This window comes from Megasphaera sueciensis, assembly GCF_050219315.1.
Classification (GTDB): Bacteria; Bacillota; Negativicutes; order Veillonellales; family Megasphaeraceae; genus Megasphaera_A; species Megasphaera_A sueciensis.
Genome location: NZ_CP116939.1, coordinates 107,782 through 123,790 on the forward strand (window position 1 = coordinate 107,782; position 16,009 = coordinate 123,790).

The 16,009-nt window shown below is 41.1% G+C and carries 12 protein-coding genes; 5 read left to right on the forward strand and 7 right to left on the reverse strand.

Features of this window, described 5'->3' with window-relative positions; genetic code table 11:
- Positions 1-23 precede the first annotated feature (23 nt).
- The gene (locus tag NXG62_RS00560; RefSeq protein ID WP_427113124.1) at positions 24-539 is read left to right on the forward strand and encodes a TIR domain-containing protein; all 516 of its coding nucleotides are present in this window, start codon (positions 24-26) and stop codon (positions 537-539) included.
- A 515-nt stretch (positions 540-1,054) separates the two neighbouring features.
- Here the strand turns inward: NXG62_RS00560 and NXG62_RS00565 are convergent.
- From NXG62_RS00565 to NXG62_RS00585, 5 genes are all read right to left on the reverse strand, one after another.
- Positions 1,055-1,657 (reverse strand): HD-GYP domain-containing protein, encoded by a 603-nt coding sequence (locus NXG62_RS00565; RefSeq protein ID WP_091647201.1) that lies wholly within the window; start codon positions 1,655-1,657, stop codon positions 1,055-1,057.
- Between the two features lie 29 nt (positions 1,658-1,686).
- A complete protein-coding gene (locus NXG62_RS00570) occupies positions 1,687-2,208 on the reverse strand; it encodes an S-adenosylmethionine decarboxylase family protein (protein WP_427113125.1) in 522 nt (173 codons plus the stop codon).
- 276 nt (positions 2,209-2,484) lie between these two features.
- On the reverse strand, positions 2,485-3,609 hold the full coding sequence (locus NXG62_RS00575) for a DUF362 domain-containing protein (RefSeq protein ID WP_322351621.1): 1,125 nt from the start codon (positions 3,607-3,609) through the stop codon (positions 2,485-2,487).
- A 181-nt stretch (positions 3,610-3,790) separates the two neighbouring features.
- On the reverse strand, positions 3,791-6,388 hold the full coding sequence (clpB, locus tag NXG62_RS00580; RefSeq protein ID WP_427113126.1) for an ATP-dependent chaperone ClpB: 2,598 nt from the start codon (positions 6,386-6,388) through the stop codon (positions 3,791-3,793).
- A gap of 110 nt (positions 6,389-6,498) precedes the next feature.
- Complete coding sequence (locus NXG62_RS00585) at positions 6,499-7,719, reverse strand: tRNA(Met) cytidine acetate ligase (protein WP_427113127.1); 1,221 nt, start codon at positions 7,717-7,719, stop codon at positions 6,499-6,501.
- Positions 7,720-7,990: 271 nt separating this feature from the next.
- Between NXG62_RS00585 and NXG62_RS00590 the strand changes: the two genes are divergently transcribed.
- The 3 genes from NXG62_RS00590 (at position 7,991) to NXG62_RS00600 (ending at position 10,531) form a co-directional block, all read left to right on the forward strand.
- On the forward strand, positions 7,991-8,533 hold the full coding sequence (locus NXG62_RS00590) for a hypothetical protein (RefSeq protein WP_427113128.1): 543 nt from the start codon (positions 7,991-7,993) through the stop codon (positions 8,531-8,533).
- Positions 8,534-8,555: 22 nt separating this feature from the next.
- On the forward strand, positions 8,556-9,749 hold the full coding sequence (locus NXG62_RS00595) for an acetate/propionate family kinase (RefSeq protein ID WP_427113129.1): 1,194 nt from the start codon (positions 8,556-8,558) through the stop codon (positions 9,747-9,749).
- 101 nt (positions 9,750-9,850) lie between these two features.
- Positions 9,851-10,531: a haloacid dehalogenase-like hydrolase gene (locus tag NXG62_RS00600; RefSeq protein WP_322351604.1), complete on the forward strand. Its 681-nt coding sequence runs from the start codon at positions 9,851-9,853 to the stop codon at positions 10,529-10,531.
- 99 nt (positions 10,532-10,630) lie between these two features.
- Here the strand turns inward: NXG62_RS00600 and NXG62_RS00605 are convergent, their stop codons facing one another.
- Positions 10,631-10,927 carry a hypothetical protein gene (locus tag NXG62_RS00605; protein ID WP_427113130.1) on the reverse strand — a complete coding sequence of 99 codons (297 nt, stop codon included), beginning with the start codon at positions 10,925-10,927 and terminating at the stop codon, positions 10,631-10,633.
- A gap of 140 nt (positions 10,928-11,067) precedes the next feature.
- The gene (locus NXG62_RS00610) at positions 11,068-11,979 is read right to left on the reverse strand and encodes a LysR family transcriptional regulator (protein WP_091647185.1); all 912 of its coding nucleotides are present in this window, start codon (positions 11,977-11,979) and stop codon (positions 11,068-11,070) included.
- Between the two features lie 498 nt (positions 11,980-12,477).
- Between NXG62_RS00610 and nifJ the strand changes: the two genes are divergently transcribed.
- Complete coding sequence (nifJ, locus tag NXG62_RS00615) at positions 12,478-15,993, forward strand: pyruvate:ferredoxin (flavodoxin) oxidoreductase (RefSeq protein WP_427113131.1); 3,516 nt, start codon at positions 12,478-12,480, stop codon at positions 15,991-15,993.
- Positions 15,994-16,009 lie beyond the last annotated feature (16 nt).

The following is a 16,009-nucleotide window of genomic DNA, read 5'->3' on the forward strand; positions in this document are numbered from 1 at the left end:
TATGAATTGAAGGGAGAAGAATTATGGCTAATAGAACAAGAACTTATATCGCGGCAGACTGGGATGGCGACAAAAACGCTATCGATCAGATGCACACATGGAATGATAGCAATAAATGGAGCTTGTCTTTTACAGACGCACACGATCTAACTCAAGCACGGGATTCTAGCCTCAATTGTAGTATTAAGGAGTCTCTTGCGGCAAGGATGGATGCTTCCAAGACATTCGTTCTAATCGTTGGGAACGGCACAAGGAGCCGTAAGGCTGGCGAATGTACATATTGCGAACATTACGACAATGGCAAGTGTAAAAAGGGCCACACCATTAGCAATGACAGTTTCCTTGAATACGAATGTAAAAAGGCAGTTAGGGATCGCAATGACATTAAACTTGTTGTTCTTTATAATGCCGCAACTGTTGACAAGAGAAAATGCCCAGACGCTATTAAGAATTATGGTACGCATACTGTGATGCAAAAAATGAAAGATGGCAAGCATTATTGGGATTATGAGTCTGTCAAAACTGCTATGGGTCAATAATAACGACTATGGCACACTAGAATTTCAACTTTGAACACGGTAACATTTTATCCCACTCTGTTCTCACCAAAACATCCAAGTCACCATCGTTGGTACGGTAATAGATATGACGAAAGCCTTGAAAACGCTGACATTTAAGCTGTTTTCAAGGTTTTTTGCATTTGGAGAAAAATTGTGTTTTTAGTGGGAATTTGGATTGAATTCAGGTAAAAAGTAGCAATGGTTGTCCTGCTAAATAGAATTTGTCCCTACGATTTGACGAAACTCAGAGTGCCGATAGAGTGTGGGTTTATAAGTGTTTTGGAGAGGAGAAAGTTAGAAAATTAAAATTATATTAGCTATTTTGCACACGGGGGTGTTCAAAATCCAGACCATCGTTGCATTGTATCAATTACGTGGTAGGGTTGGATGATATTTATACAACGGGAGCCACTCTTCAAGAATGTGCATATATATTAAAACAAAAAGGCGCCGCATCGGTGACCGGTTTGGTCATTTCCAGCGGCGCTTTGTAGTCAGCCCAGCGTTTCAATAAATGCTTTTACGATTTCAGGATCGAAAAGGATGCCCGATGCGCTGAATAATTCTCGAACGGCCTGCTGTTTTGTCTTGGCCCAGAATTCGGTAGAAGGATTTATGATAATGTCATAATAATCGGCAACGGCAATAATACGTGCTCCAAAAGGAATATTTGATGCCCGCAGATGTTTTGGATATCCTGAACCATCCCAGCGTTCATGATGATAATGAATGTAAGGAATGATATCTTGGCAGAAAGGGATGTTTTCTAACATATTGCTGCCGGCTGCGGAATGACGCTTGTATTGTGCTCTTTCCCTGGTATTTAAATAGGGAAGCTTGGCCAGTAAGGTATTGGATATAGATAACAAACCAATATCATGAAGCAGCGCGGCGTGCTGAATTGTTTCTATTTCATTGTTGGGCAGTCCCAGTTTAGCGGCAATACTGACGCTATAGTTAGCAACTTGCAGCGAATGGAGATAAAGGCGTTGATTTTTGTATTGCAGCAAGCGAAGAAATTGTGCGGTAACAGTATCAAGAGATTCCCGTTCTTTAGATCCGACTTCGGCAGACTGCATTAATGATAACATAAACATAGAAACAAACCTTTCAATATTATAATAGCTTATTGGATAGTGTCCTTCTGGGAACTTTTCATACGGCGTGCCCGTGTAGACCGTTTAGGATGACGAATAATGGTAAACATTTTACTGCTTGTTCGCTTTATTTTTGCACCTGTGTTTTTTACCCGGCGAATAGTTGTAATTTTCGACTTATGTTTTGGCCGCATGTCGCGGATAGAGCCAAAATCACCGCGGCGTACACTGGTAGCTTTGATACGGTCCGAATGGAGATTGACTTTTAAGGCACTCATAATAGAACTGGCCTTGAGATTAATGTTAAAACTGTATATATCCACGGCAGCGTATAAAAGCTGTGGATAAAAATGGATGCAGATATGTGAATTTTCTGATACGGCTATACAGGTGAGTTCATCATCAACATGATAAAAATTAATACCATCCAGCGGCGCCTCTGCTAACTCAAAAGCCCGTTCTACTAAAGGTTCGAGCTCTTCAGGTTCTTGAAATGTTGTCTTGCAATTGTAAAAATCAATTATTAAATGTGTTCCTAATGTATTTTTCATGATTACCCACCTAACGTTTAGTTACGACTTATTATATAATTTTTTCTGCGCCTTGTAAACGTAAATTGACAAATGTAAATAAGCAAAATTTTGCTGTTATTTAGAAATATAGAAGGAATGTGGAAAAATGATGTTTTTGAGAATAAAAGTAAATATTTTGTATGTAAAAAATTCATAACTTTAAGATATTTATGTTAAAAAATAAAATACCGGCGAGCTTTTTTGCAGCTCCACCGGTTTGAAAAAAATAAAAACTTAAATAAGAGAATGAAAGAATTATTTTATAGTAATTAATTCATAATCACGCGTGCCTAATCCAATTTTTTCAGCATGTTCCAATGTTTCTTTCCAATGCACGTTGGGGTTGCTGTCGAGAAAATGGTCGTGATGATGATGCCAGTTAGGATCAGCAAGATTGTCTCCGAGTTGGCTGTTGGATAAAGGAATTTGTTTTTGACAGGCATCTACGCAAGCTTGATCAATAGCGACAGGATCAAAAGAGGCAAACATTCCGATATTCGGCAGGATAGGGGCATCATTTTCGGCATGACAGTCACAATTTGGCGAAATATCCATGGCCAGACTGATATGAAATGTGGGACGATCTTGACAAACAGCCATAGCATATTCAGCCATTTTACGATCCAATTGATCGGAAGCATCTCGCTGAATCACGGTGATAGCATCAAAAGAGCAGGCACCGATGCAGCGTCCGCAGCCTTTGCACAAATCTTCATGAATATAGGCTTTATTGTTTTCATATGTGATAGCGTTAGAACCACATTCTTTAGCGCAGCGCCTACATCCGCGGCACCGTTTTTCTTTTACCGTGGGTTTTCCCGATGAATGCTGATCCATTTTACCTGCCCGGCTGCCGCATCCCATGCCGATGTTTTTTATAGCACCGCCAAAGCCGGTCATTTCGTGACCTTTGAAGTGGGTCAGACTGATAAATATATCGGCATCCATAATAGCGCGGCCGATATGTGCTTCTTTTATGTACTCCCCGTTTTTAACCGGCACATCAACATCATCGGTACCGCGCAATCCATCGCCAATGATGATCTGACAGCCTGTTGTTATCGGGTTGAAACCATTTAAATTGGCACAATCCATATGTTCCAACGCATGTTTGCGACTGCCTGGATAAAGAGTATTGCAATCTGTAAGGAAAGGGATACCGCCTTGTTCTTTTACTAAATCAGCGACAGCCCTTGCATAATTAGGACGAAGATAAGATAAATTTCCTAATTCACCGAAATGCATTTTAATAGCAACGAATTTTCCATCCATGTCCATTGTTTTGAAATCAGCTTTGATACAGATATTTTGTAATTTTTTTAAAAGATTGGTACCTAAGCCGACACGGAAATCTGTGAAATATACTTTGGATTTTTCCATTTTTTTTCCCTCCTTGTAACTAAATGATACTTTTATAGTGTATCATTTAAAGTGTACTATAAGTCAAGAGAAAATAATATGTATATTCATTATTTGCCAAAAGAGTTCCAGAAAATTTTTCTGGAACTCTTGATTTATAACATATATATAGTTTGTTCATGCTGGGGGACTACGATATTGTTCACTGGACTTCTTCTTCATGTTTACGGAACGGTGTAAAACTGAAATGATTTCCGTCAAAACCAATGGAAACCGTATCTCCTTCGCGAATAGTACCACTGATAATATCTTTGCTCAGAGCTGTTTCGACAGTATGGACAATAAGGCGTCGTAAAGGACGGGCGCCGAACTGAGGATCAAATCCTTGATCGGCAAGTGCCTGCAGCGCATCTTCCGTCCAAGTCAATTCTATTTTAACTTGCCGTTCTAACCGTTCGCTTAAGCGTTTAAGCAAAATAGCGGCGATATTGCGAACTTGATCTTTTTGAAGAGCTTTGAAGACGATAATGTCGTCGATACGGTTCAAAAATTCTGGGCGGAAATAGGTTTTCAGTAATTCACGTACGGCTTTTTCTGCTTCGGTAAAATCTTGTTTTTCCAGGATTTCATGAGAGCCTAGATTGCTGGTCATGATAATGACTGTGTTTTTAAAGTTGACAACTCGGCCTTTCCCATCTGTCAGGCGGCCATCGTCCAGAATTTGCAGGAGTACGTTAAAGATATCCGGATGCGCTTTTTCTATTTCGTCAAGAAGAATAACGCTGTAAGGGTGACGGCGTACAGCTTCCGTAAGCTGGCCGCCTTCATCATAGCCGACATATCCCGGAGGAGCACCGATAAGACGTGATACGGTATGTTTTTCCATATATTCGCTCATATCAATGCGGATGATATTACGTTCATCATCGAAAAGACATTCAGCCAGTGTTTTTGCCAATTCTGTTTTACCTACGCCGGTAGGACCGAGGAATATAAATGAACCAATTGGGCGATTAGGATCCTTGATACCGGCTCGTGCACGGATAATGGCTTCACTGACGACGCGGACGGCTTCGTCCTGACCTACGACACGTGCGTGCAGAATATCCTCTAAGTGGAGAAGCTTTTCTCGTTCTCCCGTCATCATTTTTGTAACAGGAATACCTGTCCATCGACTGACGACTTGGGCAATGTCTTCTTCACCGACTTCTTCCTTTAAAAGCTGCGAATCTTGATGTGTGGTAAGTAATTTTTCTTGTTCTGCCATTTGTTTTTCTAATTCAGGAAGTTTACCGTATTTTAATTCGGAAGCTCTGGTTAAGTCATATTCACGTTCTGCTTTTTCCATTTGGCTTTTTACGGAGTCTATTTCCTTTTTTATAGCTTGTGTACGTAGTATAGATTGTTTTTCTTCTTCCCATTTGGATTTAAGTTTACTTTCTTCTGTTTTTAATTCTGCTTTCTTTTTTATGATTTTTTCTAAACGTTCTTTGGAAGCAGCATCGGTTTCTTTGTTCAAAGACTGTTCTTCTATTTCCAGTTGCATGATCTTATGGCTGATTTCGTCAATGGGTTGTGGCATAGATTCTATTTCTGTACGTAATTTGGCGGCGGCTTCATCGACTAAATCAATAGCTTTGTCAGGTAAGAAACGATCGGAAATGTATCGATCTGACAAAACGGCGGCTGCTACCAAGGCTTTATCCCGGATCCGTACGCCATGATGTACTTCATAGCGTTCTTTCAGACCACGGAGAATTGTGATGGTATCCTCTACAGAAGGTTGACCAACCATAACAGGTTGAAAACGGCGTTCTAAAGCAGCATCTTTTTCAATATATTTTTGATATTCATTCAAGGTGGTAGCCCCGATACAGCGTAATTCGCCCCGGGCCAGCATGGGTTTTAAAATATTGCCGGCATCCATGGAGCCCTCTGATGCACCAGCGCCTACAACGGTATGGATTTCATCAATAAAAAGAAGAATTTGGCCGTCTGATTTTGAGATTTCGTTCAATACGGATTTCAACCGTTCTTCAAACTCTCCACGGTATTTAGCACCGGCTATAAGAGAACCCATATCAAGAGAATAAAGCATTTTGTTTTTTAATGATTCAGGTACATCCCCGGCGATAATGCGGCGAGCTAAACCTTCTACAATAGCTGTTTTTCCTACACCGGGTTCACCGATAAGTACCGGATTGTTTTTTGTGCGGCGTGACAGAATTTCGATAGTACGGCGGATTTCATCATCACGGCCGATAACGGGATCAAGTTTTCCTTTACGTGCTGCTTCTGTAAGATCACGGCCATATTTTTCCAAGGCTTTGTAGTTGTCTTCCGGATTGTCGCTGTTAACATGTTGTTTGCGGTTTGATTTAATAGTGGACATGATTTTGTCTTTATGCAATCCGAATTCTTGGCATAATGATTTTACATTATCATCACTTTCTTCAACAATTCCCAACAAAAGATGTTCTGTGCTGATATATTCATCATGCATGGAAGCCGCTAATTGTTGAGCTTTACCAATAACACGAACCATTTCGGTGGACATTGTCAATTGATTTTGACCTTTAACCGACGGGATTCTTTTCAGTAATTGATCTAATCGTGCCTGCAGCATAGGCAAATCCGTTTTGCATTCTGTGAAAATAGTGGATAAAAGACCCTCCGGTTCTTTTACAAGGCCCATAAGCATATGCGTTGCAGTGATTTCCTGATGATAGTTTAAAGCGGCGATTTGTTGTGCAGCTTGAAATGCTTCGATAACTTTTTGTGTATATTTTTCAGTTCCCATAATAAAACCTCCTTCATTATAGGCAATATAATTGTCTACTGTGATTTCAAGTATCATTATACACGTAAAGGTCAAAAAGTCAATAAGTCAAAAGGTTGATTTTTAATATATTATGAAACAGGCAGTACAATAGGAGAATAATGGTAGTCTGCATGAGAAAAACGTAAAGCTGGATTAGTGAAACAATACTGCTGTATGTCTGTTGCCAATATATCTAAGGCAAGCATAGTAAAGCCGCATGATGTTAACGTGCCGACGGATTGCGTTATTTTATTGATAATAGGGAACGTAGTATTTTTTTTTATTTCATGAATAAATCCCCGGCCGCGAGAATTTAAAGCCAAAAGACGGGCGTATTGAGGACCTTGTTCCTGCCATTGCAGCATAGAATTTTTGGTTATGCCTAATACTGTATAGGCTCCCATGCGACAAAGTCGAGTAAAAGGATAGCGGCGTGTTTTTAGCTCCTCTATTCCTGATTTCCATAGGACCGCTTGTCCCATTATATTTTTCCACCGGTTTTCAATACCGTCGCGAAAAGCTGGCAGCAAGCCTAATTCTTCAGGAGAGCGGCGGCGGCTTTCATATAAAATCAGATCTTGATAGCGGGAGTAATCACAATAGGCTTGGTCAGCCAAAATTTTTTGAAAGCTCTTACGATTTTTTTGGGGGATATACTGTATATAGTCGGTTTTAGGGCGTGTTGTGATGACCGCCTGCCGTAATAGGGATGCACTTGCGTAGGCTGTCAGATCTTGTGCGTTGTGTGACCCTGTTCTTTTTACAGGAAGAAACTGAAGTTTTTTTGCATAACGTTTCAGGGCTTTAACATATTCCAAAGCAAGTAATGTATTGGGATATTGCAGCAGACTTGATTTTTGCGGGAGGGCATCGGCTAATGCTTGTGTTAAAGCCGTGCCATAACTGGTACCTTGCAGTCGGCTTGCGGCTAAGTACGGTTTTATATCAATTGATAAGGCTGTTTCTGCCAGCGCTGTTATATCTGAAGCGGAACCATGTTCTATGCCGCAAGATATAGCAGTACAGCCTAATTGGGAAGCAAGGCGGACGCCGCCGGCAGCAAATTCTTCTGCGCCATTAAGAACAAAAGAACAGGGGAGTTCGAATACACAATCAGCACCGCAGGATACGGCCCAAGCGGCACGCTTCCATTTACTAAACAAAGCCGGTTCTCCCCGCTGAACGAAGGAACCACTCATCAGTACGATAATAATTGTGTTGATGCCATATGTTTTTCGCAGTGTATCGATCATTTTTTTGTGGCCGCTATGAAATGGATTGTATTCGGCGATGATGGCGATGCTATCCAAATGTAAGACCTCCTATTCCTATAATATATTATTCTTTATATATACTATATTACAGCATCTGCGTAAACAAGTAAATTGCGGGAATATAATGATGTATCTTTCTATAAAGAGATTAAGCTTTTAAGCTCTGAAACAGACTGCAGCATAAATTATTAATACGTTTTTATAATTTTTGCAGGTAAATTTATAAAAAGTTAGTTTATTTGCTTTTCTATAAGAAAAAACATGATATAATAGATAATATCTGTTAGAAAGTATGATAGGTGATAGTATGAAATTTTTTAGAATGTGGGCTATGTGCCTTATAATTGTGATGGGGTGTTTGCTGTCCGGCTGCGGCAATACAACTATGCTTGAAGAATACAGTTTCGGCTATACGCAATTGAAGTCGGAACATTCTGAAGTGTTTCTTATGACCCCGTTCCAGCTTGGTAAAGCTAACAGGCAAAATGGTGATGGTGTAATGTATGTAGGAAATGATACCCATATTAATTTGATGGCGATTTCCGAATCAGCAAAAGAATTTACAGTACGAAAACTGGCTGAAACTTCACGTACTATGTTGGAACAAACACCGGATATATCGAATCTGCAAACGAAGGTCAACGAAACGACTGTCAATGGTAAGCCTGCTGTGGAAACGGAGTATACCTATGAAGAACCGCTGCATGGCAAGAATACCAAACTGGACGTACGGAGTCTCTTCTTTGAAGATAACGGCCAAATTTGGCATGTCATGTATATGTACCGTGACGGTGACGCCATGGGTAAAGAAGTGACGGATTACATTTTTGGCAAAATCAAATCTTACTAGACGATGAAAGAAGGTAAATTGCATGATCATATTGGTTTTAAATTGCGGCAGTTCGTCCTTGAAATACCAATTGGTAAACATGGACAAGGAAGAAGTAATGGCAAAGGGTTTGGTGGAACGTATAGGAATGGAAGATGCTGTATTTACGCATAAATGGAATGGACAGAAGAGAGAAGTTACACAATCTATTCCTGACCATAAAGTAGCTGTACGATTGCTTTTGAATGCACTGACTGATAAAGAATGCGGTGTTATAGCTTCCATGGATGCGATTGATGCCATTGGACATCGTGTTGTACACGGTGGTGAAGAATTTGCAGCTTCCACCTTGATCACAGAGGAAGTGATGAAAGCGTTGGAAAGATGCTCTGATATGGCTCCGCTTCATAATCCGCCGAATATTATCGGTATCAATGCCTGCAAAGCTATTATGCCAGATGTTCCTCAGGTAGCCGTATTTGATACGGCCTTTCATCAGACCATGCCGGCTAAGGCTTATATGTATGGCCTTCCTTATGAATTATATAAAGAAAATGGTATTCGTCGATATGGCTTCCATGGAACCAGCCATCGTTATGTAGCTGGACAAGTGGCAAAAGTTATGGGAAAACCGGTGGAAGAACTGCGCATCATTAATTGCCATTTAGGAAATGGATCTTCTCTGGCAGCCATTAAGAATGGCAAATGTGTTGATACGACGATGGGTTTTACCCCTCTTGCGGGTGTGCTGATGGGTACTCGCTGCGGTGACCTGGATCCGGCCATTGTATTGAACGTTATGGACAAAAAAGGATTAAGCACATCGGAAATGGATACACTTATGAATAAGAAGTCCGGCGTACTTGGTATTTCTGGAGTATCCAGTGATTTTCGTGATCTGGGTGCTGCTGCGGCCAAAGGTAATGAACGTGCGCAGCTTGCACTTGATATGTTCCATTATCAAGTACGTAAATTCATTGGAGCCTTTGCGGCCGCCATGGGCGGGGTAGATGTCATTACTTTTACTGCTGGTGTTGGTGAAAATGGTATTGAAAACCGTGCAGCCATTTGTGACGGACTTGAATATTTAGGAGCAAAACTTTGTCCGGAACGTAATAATGTCCGCGGTAAGGATGCTCTTATCAGTACGGACGATTCTACCGTTAAGATGTATGTTATTCCGACCAATGAAGAAATTATGATTGCCCGCGATACAAAAGAAATTGTAGCTGAATAATTTATTTGTTTAATATAGGACACCTGCTTATTCAGCGGGTGTCCTATATTAAGGCTGCGGATAAACTATTGTTTTGGCCGCTTAGTTTTGGAGGAACCACATTGAATATTTTATTCTGGGATATAGATGGAACATTACTTAACACGGGAAAAGCAGGATTATATGCTATAGAAGAAGCCTTTTCCGAACTGCAGGGGAAAAAAGTTATAGTACCGCCGATTGCCGCGGGAGGACGAACGGATAATTATATTTGTCAGCAGCTTTTGTTTAAGGCGACGGGAAAAATGCCTGCTCATACAGAAGTATCTGTTTTTTGCCGTCGGTATGAAAAACTGCTTTTAAAATGGATTTCTAAAACAGATGGACAGGTATTTCCCTTAGTTCGTGAAATACTGCCTTTTTTTGCAGAACGTTCGGATTTTAAACAAGTATTATTAACCGGAAACAGTGAGTATGGTGCTCGGCTGAAGCTTGATGCCTACGAATTATCCTCGTATTTTGATTTTGCGCACTCTGGTTTTGCTTGTGATTTTTATTATCGTGATGACATGGCACGCTATGCATATAAACTGGTGCAGCAAGCTTGGGGTGATGCTATCGAAAACATATTTGTCATTGGTGATACCCCTTATGATATTCAATGTGGCAAAGCCATTTATGCTAAAACAGTGGCGGTAAGTACCGGCCATTATACATCAGCGCAATTAAAACAGCATGCTCCTTGGTGGTTGGTAGAACATTTGCCGCGGCCGGAAGAAATGCTGAAAAAATTCAACAGTTGACGTTCGTATTTTAGATACGGGAAAAACAGAGGCTGCAGTGAAATGAAAAGATTCTTCATTTTACTGCAGCCTCTGTTTACTGGTTGCAACATATACTTGTTAATTTCCTAGTTTCCAAGAATTTTCTAATACACGGAAATTTAAATCATTCCATTGTTTTTGCAAATCCCAAATAGTAGAGTAGGTAGAGTATAGTATACTGTTTTGTTTTTTTTCTGACTGTTCTAAATTAGTAATGCGGATTTCTCTGATTTCTGCAGCCGCTGTCAGTTGATTCATTTGATATTGCAAGGACAAAATCCAAACAAACTGCACTACAATAAGAACTGTCATGGAAAGTAGAATATGTGCCAATATTTTTTCTGTTCCCTGTAAGGAGTGCCAATATTGTTTCATACTCTTTAAGCGGTAGGACCATTTTTTTGTCCATACAAACCAAGTTTTATGAACATATTGTGTTTTGTCTGCTGCACATTGCATGATTCTTTTTGTGTTATCCCCGAATTGCAAAGTTGGCACTACCTTTCCCTGACATATTATAGATTATTGATGATTCGAATTCGATTGCGTACAAAATCCAGCCACAGCTGCGCCGCGTGTGATAAATAGTGACCGCGCTTCCAGATAACGTAAAGGGTATGCATAATTTCCGGTTCTACGAGCGGACGGACAACGACGGATTCTGCTGTGCGGGGGTTTGCATCTTTTGTTGGGCATAAACGACTGGGAAGAAGTGCAACACCCAGATTAGCAACTACTGTCTGGATCATGAGATCCCGCTGGCTTGTTTCAAAAACAATCTTGGGCTGGAATCCGATTTTTTTACAATCTTGAATAATTTCATCATGTAAATTAAAATCATCACGATATAAAACAAGGGATTCATTAGCCAATTTTTTGAGGGATATAGTTTTTTCTTTGCTCAACAGATTGTCACGATGAATAATAACATTCATTGGATCTTGTGTCAGGAAAAATGATTCAAAATCTTTTTCCTTAGGTTGTGTGCAGATAATTCCCAAGTCAATCAAACCTTCCTGAACACTGATTTCAACTTTTTTTGAACCGTGTTCATAGAGGTCAAGCTCGATTTGAGGATATTCTTGCTTGAAAGCCCCGAGAAGATTTGCGAAAATAGGAGCATCTGTAATCGGCGGCAAGCCAATGAGAACTGTACCTTGTTCCAATTTGAACTCATTTTCAAAGTCAGTTTTCAAGTGCTCGAACATAAATACCACACGCTTGGCGTGGGTAAGGAAAATAGTTCCCGCGTCTGTTAACTCGACCGCTTTGGCGTTTCGCATGAAGAGTACGACACTTAATTCTTCTTCCAGGGCCTTAATGGTCCGACTGATGGCAGACTGCGAAATGTGCAGTGTCCTTGCGGCTTTACTGAATGACTTTTTATCGGCAACTTCTACAAAATACTTAAGATGATGAAAATCCATATGGCCACCTCCCTAGGGTAAAACGACACTCAAAAAGTATATGTTTACAAATATTCACATACAAATGTTAAAACTAGCATAAAAGTGCTATTGAATTTAAAATGCCGAAGGAATATAATTTAATTGTAGAAAAAAGTTACAAAGTCATTCGGTTGCCGTGGTCGGAAGGACGTATAAATATTACTTGTGCAAATCAGTAATATTACTATTATATTATTACAGATTTGGAATAATGGCAATACTTTTTTATATGTTTCACGGCTTTCTAGCTAGATAATTGCAGATTTTGGAACGTATACAATATGCATATAACTCATTATGTACCGCTTCCAATCAGGGTGGAAGCGGATAGCGTGCGGTTTTGTGCGGCTTTTTTGTGAATGTATGAATATATTGTATATTGTCGGTATTCGTTAACTTTTTAACTTTGTCTAACAACAAGTTAGGTATTAAACCTATTATTGTTAATATATTTTAACTAAGGAGCGTGTTTTATCTATGACCAAATTCAAAACCATGGATGGTAACGAAGCTGCTGCATGGGTCTCTTATGCATTTACTGAAGTTGCCGCAATTTACCCGATCACTCCGTCTTCGCCTATGGCCGAACATGTTGATGAATGGGCTTCCCAAGGGATGAAGAACCTCTTTGGTAACACTGTCAACGTTGTTGAAATGGAATCTGAAGGCGGTGCTGCCGGTGCATTCCACGGTTCGCTGCAGGCAGGTGCTTTAACTACTACATATACGGCATCTCAGGGTTTTCTGCTCATGATCCCGAATATGTATAAAGTTGCCGGCGAACTTCTTCCGGGTGTATTTCATGTAGCTGCCCGTGCTTTGGCTAACCATGCATTGAGCATTTTTGGCGACCACCAGGACGTTATGTCTGCTCGTGCTACTGGCTGCTGTATGTTGGCTGAATCCAGCGTTCAGGAAGTAATGGATCTGGGCGGTGTTGCTCATCTGGCCGCTTTGAAAGGCTCCTTGCCGTTCATTAACTTCTTTGATGGTTTCCGTACATCTCATGAAATCCAAAAAGTGGAAGTAATGGACTTTGAAAATTTCCGTAAATTAATTGATTGGGATGCCGTTGCGGCTTTCCGTGCCCGTGGTTTGAATCCGGATGCTCCGGAAACTCGCGGTACTGCAGAAAATCCGGACGTATATTTCCAACATTGTGAAGCAAATAATAAACTTTATGATGCTATGCCTGATATCGTTGCAGGATACATGGATAAGATTTCTGAAATCACCGGCCGTACATATAAACCTTTTACGTATGTAGGCGCTGCCGATGCTGAATATGTAGTTGTAGCTATGGGCTCCATGTTTGAAGCAGTGAAGAGCTGTGTAGAATATTTGGCAAGCAAGGGTGAAAAGGTTGGGGCTATCAATGTCCATCTTTTCCGTCCGTTCTCTGCAAAATACTTGTCGGCAGTACTTCCTAAAACTGTCAAGAAAATTGCTGTTATCGACCGGACAAAAGAACCGGGTTCTCTTGGAGAACCTTTATACCTTGATATCAATGGTTTCGTAAAAGAACAGAATCTTGCGATTGACGTAATTGGCGGCCGTGCTGGACTGGGTTCCAAGGATGTTCTTCCGGAAGATATTATGGCTGTTTTTGATAATTTGCAATCTGCTGCTCCGAAAAATGAATTTACACTGGGAATCGTGGATGATCTTACCAATCTTTCTCTGCCTCGTGCTGAAAAAATGCCGCTTGATACAACCGGTCTTACGGCTTGCAAATTCTGGGGCTTTGGTTCCGATGGTACTGTTGGTGCCAATAAATCTGCTATCAAAATTATTGGTGACCATACCGATATGTATGCACAGGCATATTTTGCATATGACTCCAAGAAATCCGGCGGGGTAACGATCTCTCATCTGCGTTTTGGGACGAAACCTATTGAAATGCCGTATTTGATTGATGCAGCTGATTACATTGCCTGCCATCGTCAGTCTTATGTAAAACGCTTTGACTTGCTTCGGGGTATTAAAGATGGCGGTACTTTCATGTTGAACTGCACATGGACTGATGAAGAACTTGATAAAGAACTGCCTGCTCTCATCAAACGTGCTATTGCAAAACATCATGTTAAATTTTACACCTTAAATGGGGATGCTATTGGTCAGAAACTGGGCCTTGGCACTCGTATCAATATGGTTATGCAGGCTGCTTTCTTTGCACTTACGAAGGTTATTCCTGTTGAAGATGCAGTTAAATATTTGAAGGATTCCATTGTTAAGAGCTATGGCAAAAAAGGTCAGAAAGTTGTTGATATGAACAACGGAGCTGTTGACGCCGGTATTACGGAATTCCATCAGGTATCTTATCCGGCTTCATGGGCAGATGCAGTTGATGAAGCAGTTTCGGAAACAAGTACACCGGAATACTTCAAGAAGGTTGCCACACCGATGTTGAATCAGGTTGGTGACGATTTGACAGTAGCGGCATTCGTTGGTCGTGAAGATGGTACTATGCCGAACGGCACTACGAAGTTTGAAAAACCGGGTCCGGCTATGCACGTTCCTTCCTGGGATTTTGAAAAATGTATTGGTTGTTTCAAATGTTCTTTTGTATGTCCTCATGCTGCTATTCGTCCGGTATTGACAACAGCGGAAGAAGCTGCGGCTGCTCCGGCAGGCTTTAAGGTAGCTCCGAAAGCTAAATCCGGCAAGGAATATGGTGTAACTATCGTCGTATCTCAACTCGATTGCCTCGAATGCGGCAGCTGCGTAAACGTTTGCCCGGTTAAGGCTCTTACTATGGTTCAAAATGACGATGCTCAAATCGCTAAGATGGATCAGTGGTACTATGCGATGGATAAAGTCGCTCCGAAGCCTAATCCGCAAAATAAGAAATCGGTTATCGGCAGCCAATTGGAAACTCCGCTGCTTGAATTCTCCGGCGCATGCGCCGGTTGTGGGGAAACACCGTATGTTAAACTTGTTACTCAACTCTTTGGTGATCGCATGATGATTGCTAATGCTACAGGTTGTTCTTCTATTTGGGGCGCATCTGCTCCTATTGCTCCGTATACGACAAACGCAGCTGGCCATGGACCGTCTTGGGCTAACAGCTTGTTTGAAGATGCTGCTGAATTTGGCCTCGGCATGTTCATGGGGGTTGACAAAATCCGTAAAGATATGGCTGCTAAAGTTGATGTTGCCAAAGCAGAAGCCTCTGCTGATCTTCAAGCTGCGCTAGGTGATTGGGCTGCTAATATGTACGAAGGAGAAGGTTCTCGTGAACGTGCTGATAAAGTGGTTGCACTTCTTGAAAAAGAAGCTGCCGGCAATGCGACACTTCAGGAATTCCTTGATAAGAAAAAGTATCTTGTTAAACGTTCTCACTGGATCATCGGTGGGGATGGCTGGTCCTATGATATCGGTTACGGCGGCGTTGACCATGTACTCGCACAAAACCAGGATGTAAATGTTCTTGTACTTGATACAGAAGTTTATTCGAATACAGGCGGACAATCCTCTAAAGCTACACCGTCTTCTGCTATTGCGCAGTTTGCTGCCTCTGGTAAGAAAACAAAGAAAAAGGATCTTGGCATGATGGCAATTTCTTATGGTTATGTATACGTAGCACAAGTTGCTATGGGTGCTGATCAGAATCAGCTCATCAAAGCATTGACGGAAGCGGAAGCTTATAATGGTCCGTCCTTGGTTATCTGCTACGCACCTTGCATTAACCATGGTATTCGCAAAGGCATGAGCAAGAGCCAGGACGAAGAAAAACTCGCAGTTGCATGTGGGTATTGGGATCTTTATCGTTATAACCCGACTCTTAAAGAAGCAGGTAAGAATCCGTTCAGCCTTGATTCTAAGGAACCGGACTACAGTAAATTCCAGGAATTCTTACAAGGTGAAGTTCGGTACGCTTCTTTGGCTAAATCCTTCCCTGATGCAGCACAGGAAATGTATGCTAAAACTGAAGCTGATGCCAAGACTCGTCGCGAATCCTATGTTCGTTTCCAGAAATCTATGGAAGCCTAAGCAGTACGTTAAGATA